The sequence below is a fragment of the Oceanobacillus massiliensis str. N'diop genome (genome assembly GCF_000285495.1).
In the GTDB taxonomy this organism is placed as follows: domain Bacteria; phylum Bacillota; class Bacilli; order Bacillales; family Amphibacillaceae; genus Oceanobacillus; species Oceanobacillus massiliensis.
In genome coordinates this window covers 873,611-888,493 of record NZ_HE610976.1, presented here as the reverse complement: position 1 = coordinate 888,493, position 14,883 = coordinate 873,611, and the positions used below count along the sequence as shown (strand labels likewise).

Genomic DNA, 14,883 nt, shown 5'->3' with positions numbered 1-14,883 from the left:
GCATTAAATCTATTGGTGTTCATCTGACCCTTACTCAACTGTAAAGAAAATCCCAACCATACAGATTAAAAAAGCAACCTGGCCGAAGCTAACGCGGTCTGTTTAGGGAGAGAAAAATGCAATTAGAAGGTTAGATAGTATCCCTATTCGGAACTAAAATATCACAGTAAAATTAGCATAAATAGCATTGAATATTCAATGTCATTTTTTATTTCCTTTCACCGTATTTACCTTGGTTTATTGCCTTTCTATATGTACCATCTTGTTCTTTAACGGCAATGGCTTCATCGGTACCAATATCTTTAATGGAAAAGTATTTAGTTCCTTTTGCATACTTGTTGGAGAAGTTTCCAGAGTATGTTCCCTCCATATCTAAATACTTTGTTACTTCACCGATTTCCTTATCTACTGCTTCAGCATATTCATCGCCTACCTTGTATATATTGCCGTTCCATACGACAAAACTATAAGCCCAGTCTGCTGACGAGTTTTGATTGCTGGCACTTGAACAGCCAGTGATTATTGAAAATAATGCGATGAGGATTGTTAAGGCTACTAAATTTTTTATTTTCAAAATAGCCCCTCCTTTATGCATTTAGTCGCTTATTCGAGCAATTTGGTTACAATCAGTACATCCAGAATTCGATACTTCATCTCAAGTATAAAATATCCTTTTTTTCACCTCCAACTCTTCTAATCCAAGTTGTTTGAGCAATCGCTTATTATTTCTCTTTTTCATCACCCAAATAAAAGCAGACCAAATCGTTATGCGGATTAGTCTGCCAAATTATATTCTAATTCTGTTGTTTCTCTCCCTTATCGGATCCCGTTATGCCGAATCAGGATGTTTTTTCATCATTTTTTATTAAACTGATAAAGTGTGTCAGGATCTTGGCGGTTAATCCCCATATGACTTTCCCGTCATATTGATAAAACAGCTCATTAATATGGCGTACCTGCCAGTTATAGTCTTCACCGCCGACAATTAAGTGATAGGGGAAATCATCTTCTGGCGAAACCTGGAAGTTAACTTTGTATGTCTCTGGATTTGTGTCTAAAAAATAGGAGAGCGGCACAGTAAACACCTCTTCAACTTCGGCTTCACTTGGGATAATCCTTTCTGGCCTGGTAATCTTCCCGACAAATGGGTAAATGATTCTGCCTAGGTCATTTACAACATAGTCAAGCGGGATCACATCACGAATGTCATCACCGCTGATTCCCAGCTCCTCTGTCGTTTCCCGGATCGAGCACTGTCTCGGATCCTTATCTTCCTGATCGATCCTCCCGCCAGGAAAGCAGATATCACCAGGCTGGCTGCGCATGTTCAAGGAACGAACTTCAAATAGTATATGGGTTTCGCTTCCTACCTCAATAAGTGGAACCAAAACAGCGGATTTTCTGAAATTTTCATGCCCCATAATAGATGGTACTCGCCCTTTTAATTGAGCAATGATTTTAGCTGGATCCATTTCCATTCTAAACCTGCCTCCATTCCATAAAAACTCCCTACCCCCATTCTATTATTCTTTGAGGTGCCTGTCACTTCCCGGTTTTTGTCGAATGGGTAGGTTGTTGCTTTTTTGCCTTACATGGAGAAGATGACATTTGTCATATATATTCATGACGTTTATGACTTATAATAATCAACGATCTTTCTTAAAATAGAGTAAAGTAAACATCTATATTAGGAGGATAAGATATGAGTAAAAAGAAACAAGCTGAACTAAGAAAAAGCGTTGCGCCTTATGCAAGCTCAAATACAAGAGCAAGTATCATTCAACTGATTAATTCCATCGTACCGTTTATCCTGCTTTGGTTCCTATCCTATCAGAGTCTATCCATTTCCATATGGTTGTCATTAGCTTTATCTGTGGTGGCAGCAGGATTTGTGGTAAGGATTTTTATTATATTCCATGATTGTACACATATGTCATTTTTCAAGAATGCAAAAGCGAACCGGATTGTGGGCACCATTACTGGAGTCATCACCCATTTTGCCTTTGAAAAGTGGAAGAGGGATCATTCCATCCACCATGCAACAAGCAGTAATCTCGACAAACGGGGAACCGGTGATGTTTGGGTTATGACGGTGGAAGAGTATAAGGAAGCTTCCTTATGGGGCAAATTAAGCTATCGGCTTTACCGAAACCCAATTGTAATGTTTGGTCTGGGACCGGTGTATCTATTCTTGGTTTCCAATCGATTCAACCGGAAAGGTGCCAAGCCTAAAGAACGCAACAATACTTATATTATCAATGGATCCATCGCAATCATCTACGCATTGCTGATATGGGCGATTGGCTGGCAGGCATTTCTGACTATACAGCTCCCGATTCTCTTTATTGCCGGAGCCGCAGGAATTTGGTTATTCTATGTGCAGCACCAATTTGAGGATTCCTATTTCGAAAACGAAGACGAATGGGATTATGTAAAGGCCGCTGTTGATGGAAGTTCTTATTACAAGCTTCCCAAAGCTATCGAATGGCTCACAGGCAGCATTGGATATCATCATGTCCACCATTTAAGTCCGAGGGTCCCGAACTATAATTTGGAAAAGGCGCATGAATCGACACCGCCACTGCACCAGGCAACAACGATTACTTTAAAAACAAGTCTGCAATCGATTCGATTCAGATTGTATGATCAGGCTACGAGAACGTTTATAAGTTTTAAGGAATTTAAAGCACTTCAGCGCAAGGGAAAAGTTAGCTTGAAAGGTTCAAGGGCATCAACCTAACAAAATTAAACGGCTTTCCGTCCTCCATATCTCATATGGAGGGTTTTTGTTATACTATAAAAAGAAATGACGCATGGGGAGAGGGAGATTCTGTTGCAGCATTGGTATCATATTTTTCCGAAGAATACAGGGTTGAGCCTGTTCGCATGGATAGCTTTTTGTCTGTTGCCGTTTTACTTTATATTTCGTTCCACAGCACCGGCTGAATTTATTGCTGGGATTTTCATGATTTTTTTGTTTTTCGTCGCCTATCGATTGGCTTTTATAAAAAAAGGCTGGACAGTTTATGTCTCGGTAGGAATCGAAATAGCCATAAATATAGGGATGACCTTATATATTGGCTACGTTTATTTTTCACTATTTCTGGCTTTTTTTATTGGCAGCATCCAGAATAAAGCTGGATTTATTACATTATATATTGTTCATCTTGTTACAACAATAGCAGCAATTATGGTCGGCTTTTATACACAGAGCCAAGTCTTGATGCCTCAGCTTCCCTTCGTAATCATTTGTGTAATTGGTGTGATACTGCTCCCAATTAACATGTTTAACAGAAACAAACGGGAAAAGCTGGAAGACCAGCTGGAAGATGCGAATGAGAAGATTGCACAGTTGCTTATACTGGAAGAGCGGGAGCGAATTGCGCGTGATTTACATGATACATTAGGTCAAAAGCTCTCATTGATTGGATTGAAGAGCGATCTGGCAGGTAAATTAGTGGAAGCCAAACCAGAAGCGGCCAAATCAGAGATAAAAGATATCAACCATACAGCGAGGATGGCATTGAAAGAGGTTCGTGAACTGGTTGCCGATATGAAAGGGACAAAATTAAAAGATGAAATGATTCGTGTTCGGCAGCTTTTGTCTGCTGCGCAAATAGAGTTCCGGCTTGAAGGCAAGCCAGAGCTGGAAGATACACCATTGCTGGTGGAAAATGTACTAAGCATGTGCATGAAAGAAGCCGTTACGAATATTGTAAAACATAGCGGGGCTACTGTTTGCTGGATATCCATCGATCAATCATCCGATAAATGGTTAATGAAAATAAAAGATAACGGGACGGGCTTGAAGGATAAGGCTAAGTACAAAGAAGGAAATGGCATTTTAGGTATGAAGGAGAGACTGGAGTTCGTGAACGGAAACTTGAAAATGAGTACATTAAACGGCACAATTCTTATCCTGCAGATCCCGCGTGTCATTCAACAAAAGGAACAGGAGGAATCCACAAAATGATACGGATTGTAATAGCTGAAGATCAGCGTCTGCTGCTCGGGGCCTTAGGTGCACTGCTTGATATGGAAGAAGATATGGAAGTTGTCGGCCAAGCAAGGAATGGCCAGGAAGCGTTGGATCTGGTAAAGCAGCATGAGCCTGATATTTGCATAATGGATATTGAAATGCCTGTTAAAACAGGGCTTGATGCAGCTGAACAGTTAAAGGAATCGGCCTGTAAGGTTATCGTGTTAACGACATTTGCCCGGTCCGGTTACTTTGAACGGGCCCGCCTGGCCAATGTAAGCGGGTATTTGCTTAAAGACAGCCCGAGCGAAGAGTTGGCAGACTCCATTCGCAGAATAATCGATGGACGGAAAATATATGCACCTGAATTAATGGATATGGTTTATGGAGAAAAAAATCCATTGACAGAACGTGAGGAGCAAGTCATGAAGTTGATTGCCGACGGAAAAAATACAAAAGAAATTTCCAAGCAGCTCTATTTGAGCAATGGAACGGTACGGAATTATGTATCAGCAATTATGGATAAATTGCATGTCAGCAACCGAATTGAAGCGATTTCCAAACTAAAAGATAAAGGATGGTTCAAATAGCCGGATGGCATCATGCTGGCAGCTCCACGCCATAATCGACAAAATATGACAAAATTCGGGAAGTGACAGGCACCATCTTGTGATGGTGCCTGTGTTTTTATTTTACGTTTGGTGGTTCTTTCAGTTCGTCTGCGATTACGTCCTTTGTGACGTGGACTTGGCAGGTTTTCCCTTTATGATTAACAAATTTAAAGACGCCATTATTAAAGTCGGTACCAATTTCTTTATAGAAAATGCCCTCATACAGATTATCTTTTGATCTGGCAAAGCTTAACCGATACGTATTGTCTTCATCTTTCTGCAGGAATCCGCGTACCCCTTTTTCAAAGGCTGCACCTTCATCCGCGCTTTTAAGTGTCCGATCGATCGATACAATATGGATATCGATGAAGGACATTTCACGTAACAATACATTGACAAAAGATCCTTTTGTAATCTCTTCCCATCTGTTTTGCGGGCTTTGGCCGACTATGATTTGTGTGATGTTATGGTTATGGGCCACTTCAGCGATTGCTTTTACGGACGTGCGCTTTTCGTTATCCCGAATAATGAAATCCTCTACATCCAATTCCTCGCATAATTCCTTCCAGCGTTCGACATAGCCTGATTTTTCTGCATCAAACTCGTCGTATGGCAATGCATCAACCGTGAGAACATATAGCGGGCAATCCATGATTTGAGCCAGTTTATGGCCACGTTTAATTAATCGCTCTCCGTTTGGGCCATAGTAGACACAAACGAGAATACTTTCGTCCATCCGTCCTCTGATTTTCTTCATAACGGTTTTTCACCTCTTAAAATATTCATTAACGTTTTATCCGGTCCCAACAGATCATTATCCTGGCAGGGCCTGGATCATGGAAGATGTATACCGGTTTGTACCGCTGAAACAATATAAAGTGGAAATCCACTGTATCTGCTTTTGAAACTGTATCATTCTAACACGTTATGCCCCATTCGTGAACCCTATATGAAAAAATCCACTAACATATCTATTAATTCCTTATAGCATACGTGATTTAAATTATTTATTCCAGTTAAGTAGACATTTTAATCCGCTTTAACCGTAATTTGTGCGTTAAGCCTCATTATCCTGTATAATTTAATTGAGGAAAGCAAACCAACTTTCCATCTGAAATTCCGTAAATGTTTTCTCCTTTTAATGGATGGCATCAGCTGCGAGCATAATCTCGCACACCTTTTCATTCCACTAATCGTAAATTCATTTTTCACTAAACCGTATTATAGTGGTCCAGGCCAGGGGTTAGGACCTTTATTTTCATATTATTATCCTTGGTGTATCCAACCCCTGCTTGTTATAAATTGGGATCCGTTGCATGGAATGGCGTGCAGATGACTAAGCTGGAACGGTGTAATCTTGATTGGAGGTTAGAACTTGCCGATGTTGAATATCGCAATAATGATTCCATTTATTGCAGCTGCAATTATTCCTTTCTTATATAAAAAATTATCGATACATATTGGCTGGATTGCCTTTTCGGTTTCAATGGCATTATTTGCCTATCTTTTGAGTTTCATCCCTGCAGTATCGTATGGAGAAACCTTTCTCCATACGATTAGCTGGATTCCCTCTTATGGGATTCATTTTACTGCCTATCTGGATGGTCTCAGTCTGATTCTTGGACTCTTGATTACAGGTGTTGGTTCACTTGTGATATTCTATTCGGTTTTCTATCTGTCGTCCAAAGAGTCCTTAGGCCGTTTTTATACGTATTTGATGCTGTTTATGGGTGCCATGCTCGGTGTCGTAATGTCGGATAATATGATGGTGCTTTATGTATTCTGGGAATTGACGAGTATCTCCTCATTCCTGCTGATTGCCTTTTGGTACCAGCGTAAAGGTTCGAGGGATGGTGCCAAAAAGTCAATGCTGATTACCGTAACAGGCGGTATTGCAATGCTCATTGGATTTATCATGATCTATGTCATGGCAGGCACATGGAGTATCAGAGAGGTTATATCCATTGCTGGAAGCTTCACTGAGCATAATCTCTTCATTCCCGCGATGCTGTTGCTGCTGCTCGGTGCATTTACAAAATCCGCTCAATTTCCATTTCACATTTGGCTTCCGGACGCAATGGAAGCTCCGACGCCTGTCAGTGCCTACTTGCATTCTGCAACAATGGTAAAAGCAGGTATCTATCTTGTTGCCCGATTTACTCCTGTATATGGTGGCGAAGGAATATGGTTCTGGGCAGTAACAGGAGTGGGACTGTTCACGCTCTTCTGGGGTGCCTTTCATGCCGTCCGCCAAATCGATCTGAAGGCATTGCTGGCGTACTCCACTGTCAGTCAGCTTGGCATGATTATGAGCATGTTCGGCATCGGCTCTGCTGCACTTTATTTTGATTACTCGAAGGAATCGGTCATCTACACACAGGCTACATTTGCCGCACTATTCCATCTGATAAACCATTCCACATTTAAAGGCTTGCTGTTTATGGTGGTTGGGATTGTCGATCATGAGGTGGGCACACGTGACATACGAAGGCTTGGCGGTCTGATTACCTTAATGCCGGTTACATTTTCGATTGCGATGATCGGAAGCTTCTCTATGGCGGGGATACCGCCATTTAATGGGTTCTTAAGCAAAGAGATGTTCTTTACTGCCGCCCTGACGATTGGTGACGCCGGCTTTTTCTCTTTGGATGCGTGGGGTGCCTTGATTCCAATATTGGCATGGGTAGCGAGCATATTTACTTTTGTCTATTCAGCAATCATTGTTTTCAAAACCTTTCTTGGTCCCTATCAGGAAGAAAAGCTGGAGCGTCCGGCAAAAGAACCTCCAGCCGGTATGCTGATTGCACCGGGGATATTGGCGGTCCTGGTAGTGGGCATCTTCTTTTTCCCTAATGTGCTGGGAGAGTATCTTATTAATCCGGCCATGTCCGGTGTATACCCAACTCTTGCAACAACGGCGGATATCGGTGTTCATGTCTCGAGGTGGCATGGCTTCAATATGGAATTATGGATGACGGTAGGTATTATCGTGTTAGGGACTGTTTTGTATCTAACGAAAAAATACTGGTCGATTGTCTATACACTTTTCCCCGCGAAATGGTCATTTAATACCCTTTACAGGTTCATGCTTGATCAGATGGAAGGGCGATCGACCATTGTGACAAATTTCTACATGAATGGATATTTAAGGAATTATCTTGTATATATCTACTCATTCTTTATTCTTGCTATTGGCGGCACACTTATCTATACAGGGGCATATAAATTTGAGATTTCCGGCAATGCACCTATCACAAGCTTTGAGTGGATTCTTGTATTTGTCATGATTTGTGCCGTTGTTTCGATTCTTTTTGCAAAATCCAGGCTGACCGCAATTGTATTAAACAGTATCCTAGGCTATGGGGTGGCGGCGTTTTTTGTGCTTTTCCGCGCCCCGGACCTTGCCTTGACACAAACGGTAGTTGAGACGGTTACCACTGTACTGTTCCTTGTTGCCTATTATTTTCTGCCTGAATGGAGAAAAGAAGATGCTCCCCGAAAGTCGAGAAATATTAATTTCATCATTTCCATTCTGGTGGGGGTTGTATTTACTGTTGTTGCACTTGCGGTTCAAAATGGTAATTTATTTGATTCAATCTCCAGCTATTTCGAGAATTCCTATGAACTTGCAGGAGGAAAGAATATCGTAAACTCCATTCTGGGAGACTTTCGGGCATTCGATACCATGCTCGAAGTAATCGTACTTCTTATCGCTGGAATTGGTGTGTTTACCTTCATCAAACTAAAGGCTAAGAAGGAGGATGAAAGTATTGAAGATCAATAATGTTATCTTGAAAACCGTATCTAAGATTGTTGTCTTCATCATCCTTACCTTAGCTATTTATTTGTTTCTGTCTGGACATCACAGGCCAGGAGGGGGCTTTATAGGAGGACTTGTCCTTGCCTCTGCACTCGTATTGCTTTTTATTGTCTATGATATCGAGACCGTACAGGATGCCATCCCGGTCGACTTCAAAAAAGTAGCAGCATTCGGTGCATTGCTTTCTGTGGGAACTGGTATGGGATCATTGGTATTCGGTGTGTCTTTTTTAAGTCAATCTTTCGCCTATTTTGACCTTCCTTTTTTCAGAAAAACAGAACTGACTACGGTAACCATATTCGAAGCGGGGGTAGCGCTCGTTGTGGTGGGAGTTGTTGTGACGATAATTCAAAGTATTAGTGAGGATGTGTAAGCCATGGAAACGTTAATCACCATCCTGACAGGTGTATTAGTAACGGTCGCTACCTACTTGATTCTCTCGAGGAGTCTGATCAGGGTTATCCTTGGAACAGCAGTGCTTTCACATGCAGCCCATTTATTGATTATGACGATGGGAAAGCTTAAAAATGGCAGTGTGCCTGTCTTGGAGGAAGGCGTCGGCGGTCCTGTTGATGCTCTCCCGCAAGCGCTGATATTAACATCCATTGTTATCAGCTTTGCGGTTACTGCGATGCTGCTTGTTTTAGCATATCGTACATATCAGGAAACGGAAACAGGCAGACTGGATGAATTGCGAGGTCCGAAACATGAATAATATTATCGTACTGCCCATGGTCCTTCCGATTCTTACTGGTATCATTTTGATTTTCCTGCGTCCTTATGTAAAGGCGCAAAGATGGATCAGTCTAATTGTGATGGCAGCCAATGGTGGTATTGCAGTATATATATTAAACCTTATTCAAACAGATGGAATTATCAGACTTGATTTTGGAGGGTGGGAACCGCCGTTTGGAATATTATTCGTGGCAGATTCATTCTCCATGCTGCTTGTTCTAACAACGAGTGTCGTTACTGCCATCTGTCTGATTTATGCCTTTTCCTCGATTGGAAAAAGTTATGAAAATATGTTCTTCTATTCTTTTGTTAACTTTTTAGTTGCAGGTGTTAACGGATCATTTTTGACAGGGGATCTGTTCAATCTCTATGTCTGTTTTGAAGTGATGTTATTAGCTTCCTATGTGCTTTTGGCAATGGGAGGGAAAAAGTCGCAGCTGAAAGAGTCCATAAAATACGTGGTAATCAACGTACTGTCATCTTGGATATTTTTAATCGCTATCGCTTATCTATATGGGACGATGGGAACCCTGAATATGGCCCATTTATCGCAGCGAATAGCCGAATCCGGTCAGACTCCGCTATTGACCGTCATCAGTATTGTCTTCTTGACGGTATTTGCATTGAAGTCCGGATTACTGCTCTATTTCTGGCTTCCAGGATCCTATAGCGTGCCGCCAACTGCTGTAGCTGCATTGTTCGGGGCACTGCTCACAAAGGTTGGAATATATGCGATGATACGTATGTTCACATTGCTCTTTTATCATGAACCATCCATAACACATGGTTTCATCGGAGTATTGGCCGGTTTGACGCTGATAGGAGGGAGCATTGGTGCGATTGCCTATAAAGATATTCGGCAGATCGTCGGCTATAATGTTGTAATTGCTGTCGGCTTTCTGTTAGTGGGGCTGGCTGTATCAACTCAAGCGGCGATGGAGGGAACAATCTATTATTTGATGCATGACATGATAGTCAAAGCGCTTCTGTTCCTGCTTGCCGGTACGATGATTAAAGTGACTGGTGAAACAAGAATTGATTACATGAGTGGATTGATTCGAAACTATCCATTATTTGGCTGGATTTTCTTTATTGTCATGCTATCGCTTGCAGGGATTCCTCCTTTAAGCGGGTTCATTGGAAAAGTATTGATTGGCCAAGGGGCAATTGAGGCAGATTCCTATATATTGACAGCATTGGCATTCATCTCCAGTATCTTTGTACTGTATTCGCTGCTGCGTGTATTCCTGAACAGCTTTTGGGGTGAAACAATCATCAGTAAAGAGGATGAAGTCCCAATGAAAAGAGGCTGGCTTATTCCGTGTGTCCTGCTTGCCATTGGAACGATTGGATTGGGAATGGGTGCCGAGGCATTGGCAGACTATGTAGGGGATGCGGCAAGCACTTTAATGAATCCGCAGATTTATATCGATGCGATTTTGGATGATTGACACAACCGCTATAAATAAAATGGAGGTGCATCCGGTATGCCGGCCCAATTTTTATTGAACGTATTTATCGCCGTACTCTGGACATTGATCAGTGATGAAGATGAATTGAAATTCACTACATTGGTAATGGGTTATCTGGTCGGAGTTGTCATCGTATTTCTAATGCATCGCTTCTTCGGTGAACGATTCTACCTAAGCCGTTTCTTCGCGCTAATAAAGATGCTGTTCATTTTTCATGTAGAATTATTTCATTCCAGTGTATTTGTTATCAAGCACATTCTTCGTCCCAAAATTCAAATCAAGCCAGGTATTTTTAAATATGAAACAGATCTGCGGGGCGATTGGGAAATCACAGCTCTCGCCCTGCTTTTAACATTGACTCCGGGATCTGTTGTGATGGAAGTGACACCTGAAGGAGATGCATTTTATATACATGCAATGGATGTGGAAGAGTCAAAGGTTATGCTGCTTCGATCATTGGATAAATTCGAAAAGGCGATCATGGGGGTGACAAGATAATGATAGAAGTGATGTTGCTTACTGCCCTTGCCCTATATGGAGTCGCAATTGCTATTAGCGCTTACCGAATCATGATAGGGCCCAGTTTGCCTGATCGGGTTGTTGCCATTGATATGATTGGGGTTATGCTTGTATCATCTATAGCCATTATTTCTGTACTGCAAGGCACAAAAGCATACTTGGAGGTTATCCTGATTTTGGCGATACTTGCCTTTATTAGTACGGTTGCCTTCTCCAAATACATTGAGAGGGGTGTCATCATTGACCATAAGCGGGACGATTGAATTTATCGCAGCATTACTGATGCTCATAGGCTCCATAATGGCAGTTATCAGTGCCATTGGAATCATTCGATTTCCGGATGTGTATACACGATCACATGCCGGAACGAAAAGCTCCACCTTGGCGGTAATGCTCACCCTTCTCGGAGCATTTCTCCACTTTGCCGTGGAACAGGGCTTTTATAGTGTACGACTCCTTTTAGGCATTGTATTTGTATTTTTAACTGCCCCACTGGCAGGCCATTTAATTATAAGGGCGGCGTATCGGGCAGATGTGGAGATGGCTGAAGCGACGGTAGAAGATGAACTGGAAGAAGTTCTAAGAAATAAGCAGAATGAAAAAGGGAAGTAATCTACTTTAATAAGGTTGCTTGCCTTTTTACATTTAGGAATGAAAATCTTTTGCTCATACATTTCTGTTTCATCTGTGGATAAGTTGGGAAAACTATTCAAAAAGGTTTAGAAGGAGTTTGTGTATATGGGTTCTACAACTGCTATCCCTAAAGAAGAAGGTCTGGACCATACGATTGAATTGCTGAAGGAAGGGTATGAATACATTCCAAATCGAATGCGTCAGTATGACACGGAAATATTCGAAACACGGTTACTTGGTAAAAAGGCAATCTGCATCAGTGGTGAAGAAGCGGCGGAACTTTTCTATGATACAGAACTTTTTAAGCGTAAAGGTGTTGTGCCGGGCCGAATCGAGAAAAGTCTCTTTGGCGAAGGAGGCGTTCAAGGGCTGGATGATGCAGCACACCGTCATCGCAAGGCTATGTTTATGTCTCTTATGGAACCGCAGCGATTGCATGTACTGGACGAGATAACGAAAGAGCAATGGGAAATTGCCATTGATAAGTGGAAGGCCATGGATACAGTTGCTCTCTTCCATGAAGCAGAAGAAATCATGTGCCGTGTTGCCTGCAGGTGGGCAGGTGTCCCTTTATGGGCCAAAGATCTGGAGCTAAGAACAAAAGACCTTGGTGCCATGATTGATGCATTTGGAGCAATTGGCCCAAGGCATTGGCAGGGACGAAGAGCGAGGACGAGGTCGGAAAAGTGGATAGCATATATCGTCAGGCAGGTTCGAACTGGGAATCTTACTGCAGATGAAGATACCGCGCTCTATCAGATAGCATGGCATGAAGACCTGAATGGGAATCTGCTTGATATTAAAACGGCAGCGGTTGAAATTCTCAATATATTGCGCCCGATTGTAGCTATCGGCAGATTTGTAACGTTTGGGGCAGTAGCCTTATATGAGAATCCGGAAAAGCAGGACAAGCTGATTGCCGATAAGGAAGATTACAGCCAAAAGTTCGTTCAGGAGGTACGGCGCTATTATCCTTTTGGGCCATTCCTTGGTGCCCTTGCACGAAAAGATTTTAACTGGAGCGGCTATCATTTCAAAAAAGGAGATATGGTATTGCTTGATCTCTATGGGACGAACCATAGTCCGAAAATATGGGAATATCCGGATGTTTTCTGGCCGGACCGATTTTCCGAATGGGATGGAAGTCCATTTAATTTTATCCCACAGGGCGGGGGCGACTTTGAAATGGGGCATCGCTGTGCAGGAGAATGGATAACAGTACAGGTGATGAGAACAAGCCTTAAGTATCTGACCGGTAAAATTGATTATGATGTACCGGCACAGGATTTGAGTTATAGCATGCTCAGAATGCCGACGATTCCTAAGAGCAGGTTTTTGATCGAAAATGTAAGACGTGCCTGATTGGGCAATGTATGAATATAAAGCAAAGGGATCAAGTTCATCCAGATCCCTTTGCTTTTTTTTTGATAATGGAATGCAGTGATACTTGAAATAGAGATATCAGCCTAAAAACACGTTATATCTTCCGTCTAGTAACTATATCTTCTGGATAAAAATTTTATCTTCCATAGAAAAAATATATCTTCCTAACTAGATTGACAGACCTGAATGCCAAATAATAACTGCTAAAGATGACAGACTCTCTGCAAGTAAGTAAAATATGGTTGGAAGGAGTGTGTTTACGATGAACCATTTTAGGAAAAAAAGTGCGGAGATTGCTGCACATCCTATCTTTATCAATGCAATTCTTGTTTTAATTGTAATCAATGCCATCTTAGTAGGCTTAGAGACATACCCATATTTTGCAGGAACATACTTCAAGTGGATAAACATTGCCGATCAGATCATACTGTGGATCTTTACAGTAGAAATCATAATTCGATTGATTGGAAGCAAGTCCATTTCCTCCTTTTTCCGTAATCCATGGAATGTGTTCGATTTTGTGATAGTGGCAAGTGGGTATCTCTTCATTGGAGCTCATTATGTGACTGTTATAAGGATTCTAAGAGTGCTTCGGGTATTGAGAGTCGTTTCTGTTATACCTTCACTCCGGCGAATGGTCCGGGCACTCTTGCTTACAATACCATCGATGGGAACCATCCTATTGCTGATGGGTATATTCTTTTACATATTTGCTGTTATTGGAACGATGATGTTTCAATCGATTGCACCTGAATATTTTGGGACCCTGCATGATTCTCTTTTATCTCTTTTCCAGGTTATTACGCTTGAATCCTGGGCCAGCGGCGTGATGAGACCAATTCTAGCTGACGATCCTGCATCTTGGTGGTTTTTCGTAACATTTATTATCATCGGGTCATTTGTAATCATTAACCTATTCGTTGGAGTTGTGGTAAACAACGTGGAAGAAGCGAGCAGGGAAGAAAAGCCTACCCCGACAGATATAAAGCTTGAGGAAGTGCAGAATGAGCTGAAGGATATTAAGAGATTATTGGAAAAGAAAACAGAATAGATAAATCTACCAAAAACATATAAAGGAAGTGAGCTTATGGCAGAGAAGTTTAAAATCGAGCGCCCCAAAATCCCTGCTGAATTGTCGGCTGAATCCTTTCATTATAGAGAAGATGCCTACTATAGCCGGATCATAATCGAGGGGGAAACCATACGTGCTGAGGAAGTTCACCGGATAAAATTTGATGAAGTCATTTTTAAAAATGTGGTATTTGAGCAGGTTTCATTTCAAAATATTGAATTGACGGATTGTGTTTTTGATCATTGTGATTTATCCAATTCAGATTTTAGTGAGGGGAGCATTCATCGGGTAGAGTTCAGGGAATCTAAAATGCTTGGTATTAACTTTTCAGACGCAACCATCGCAAATGTGTTATTTACTGGCTGCCAAGGAAATTTGAGTTCTTTTGGATTTGCAAAACTGAAGCATGTCATGTTTGAAGCATGTTTACTGAATAACGGAGATTTCTTTGAATGCAAGTTTCAAAAGGTCGGTTTTCGTGACTGTGAATTGGATGAAGTCAATTTTTCCAATACATCATTAAATGGAGTAGACTTGAGCAGCTGCACATTCCATAATCTGCAGGCATCACTGGAAAGTCTGCGGGGGTGTATCGTTAATACAGAGCAGGCAATAGGTTTTGCCCAATTTCTGGGACTTAGGATAAAAGAATAAAAGTT

At 41.6% G+C, this 14,883-nt stretch carries 16 protein-coding genes; 13 read left to right on the top strand and 3 right to left on the bottom strand.

Annotation, left to right across the window (positions count from 1 at the left end; translation table 11 throughout):
• Window positions 1-208 precede the first annotated feature (208 nt).
• Together OMHG_RS18970 and OMHG_RS04180 are read right to left on the bottom strand one after the other, a co-directional pair.
• Window positions 209-574 (bottom strand): hypothetical protein, encoded by a 366-nt coding sequence (locus OMHG_RS18970; protein ID WP_010648590.1) that lies wholly within the window; start codon window positions 572-574, stop codon window positions 209-211.
• A gap of 265 nt (window positions 575-839) precedes the next feature.
• Complete coding sequence (locus OMHG_RS04180; RefSeq protein ID WP_044476783.1) at window positions 840-1,472, bottom strand: NUDIX hydrolase; 633 nt, start codon at window positions 1,470-1,472, stop codon at window positions 840-842.
• Window positions 1,473-1,702: 230 nt separating this feature from the next.
• On the opposite strand from OMHG_RS04180, the gene desA reads away from it, so the two are divergent.
• From desA to OMHG_RS04165, 3 genes are all read left to right on the top strand, one after another.
• Window positions 1,703-2,740: a Delta(5) desaturase DesA gene (gene desA, locus OMHG_RS04175; protein ID WP_010648586.1), complete on the top strand. Its 1,038-nt coding sequence runs from the start codon at window positions 1,703-1,705 to the stop codon at window positions 2,738-2,740.
• A 93-nt stretch (window positions 2,741-2,833) separates the two neighbouring features.
• Window positions 2,834-3,973 carry a sensor histidine kinase gene (locus tag OMHG_RS04170; protein WP_010648584.1) on the top strand — a complete coding sequence of 380 codons (1,140 nt, stop codon included), beginning with the start codon at window positions 2,834-2,836 and terminating at the stop codon, window positions 3,971-3,973.
• Entirely contained in the window at window positions 3,970-4,569 is a 600-nt protein-coding gene (locus tag OMHG_RS04165; protein WP_010648582.1) for a response regulator transcription factor, read from the top strand. Before OMHG_RS04170 ends, OMHG_RS04165 begins: the two co-directional genes overlap by 4 nt.
• Window positions 4,570-4,666: 97 nt before the next feature.
• Here OMHG_RS04165 and OMHG_RS04160 read toward each other — a convergent pair whose 3' ends face one another.
• On the bottom strand, window positions 4,667-5,347 hold the full coding sequence (locus OMHG_RS04160) for an adenine nucleotide alpha hydrolase family protein (RefSeq protein WP_010648580.1): 681 nt from the start codon (window positions 5,345-5,347) through the stop codon (window positions 4,667-4,669).
• Between the two features lie 618 nt (window positions 5,348-5,965).
• On the opposite strand from OMHG_RS04160, the gene OMHG_RS04155 reads away from it, so the two are divergent.
• The 10 genes from OMHG_RS04155 (at window position 5,966) to OMHG_RS04110 (ending at window position 14,878) form a co-directional block, all read left to right on the top strand.
• Complete coding sequence (locus tag OMHG_RS04155) at window positions 5,966-8,374, top strand: Na+/H+ antiporter subunit A (protein ID WP_010648578.1); 2,409 nt, start codon at window positions 5,966-5,968, stop codon at window positions 8,372-8,374.
• Entirely contained in the window at window positions 8,361-8,783 is a 423-nt protein-coding gene (locus OMHG_RS04150; protein WP_010648577.1) for a Na(+)/H(+) antiporter subunit B, read from the top strand. The genes OMHG_RS04155 and OMHG_RS04150 overlap by 14 nt, the downstream gene beginning before the upstream one ends.
• 3 nt (window positions 8,784-8,786) lie before the next feature.
• Window positions 8,787-9,125, top strand: a complete 339-nt coding sequence (locus tag OMHG_RS04145; protein ID WP_010648576.1) for a Na(+)/H(+) antiporter subunit C — start codon at window positions 8,787-8,789, stop codon at window positions 9,123-9,125.
• A complete protein-coding gene (locus tag OMHG_RS04140; protein ID WP_010648574.1) occupies window positions 9,118-10,596 on the top strand; it encodes a Na+/H+ antiporter subunit D in 1,479 nt (492 codons plus the stop codon). The genes OMHG_RS04145 and OMHG_RS04140 overlap by 8 nt, the downstream gene beginning before the upstream one ends.
• Before the next feature lie 36 nt (window positions 10,597-10,632).
• Window positions 10,633-11,115 (top strand): Na+/H+ antiporter subunit E, encoded by a 483-nt coding sequence (locus OMHG_RS04135; RefSeq protein ID WP_010648572.1) that lies wholly within the window; start codon window positions 10,633-10,635, stop codon window positions 11,113-11,115.
• On the top strand, window positions 11,115-11,399 hold the full coding sequence (locus OMHG_RS04130; protein WP_010648570.1) for a Na(+)/H(+) antiporter subunit F1: 285 nt from the start codon (window positions 11,115-11,117) through the stop codon (window positions 11,397-11,399). Before OMHG_RS04135 ends, OMHG_RS04130 begins: the two co-directional genes overlap by 1 nt.
• A complete protein-coding gene (locus OMHG_RS04125; protein ID WP_010648568.1) occupies window positions 11,377-11,748 on the top strand; it encodes a Na+/H+ antiporter subunit G in 372 nt (123 codons plus the stop codon). Before OMHG_RS04130 ends, OMHG_RS04125 begins: the two co-directional genes overlap by 23 nt.
• Before the next feature lie 126 nt (window positions 11,749-11,874).
• On the top strand, window positions 11,875-13,131 hold the full coding sequence (locus tag OMHG_RS04120) for a CYP152 family fatty-acid peroxygenase CypC (protein ID WP_010648566.1): 1,257 nt from the start codon (window positions 11,875-11,877) through the stop codon (window positions 13,129-13,131).
• 283 nt (window positions 13,132-13,414) lie between these two features.
• On the top strand, window positions 13,415-14,203 hold the full coding sequence (locus OMHG_RS04115; protein ID WP_010648564.1) for an ion transporter: 789 nt from the start codon (window positions 13,415-13,417) through the stop codon (window positions 14,201-14,203).
• Window positions 14,204-14,239: 36 nt separating this feature from the next.
• Window positions 14,240-14,878, top strand: a complete 639-nt coding sequence (locus OMHG_RS04110) for a pentapeptide repeat-containing protein (RefSeq protein WP_010648562.1) — start codon at window positions 14,240-14,242, stop codon at window positions 14,876-14,878.
• The last annotated feature ends 5 nt before the right edge of the window (window positions 14,879-14,883 follow it).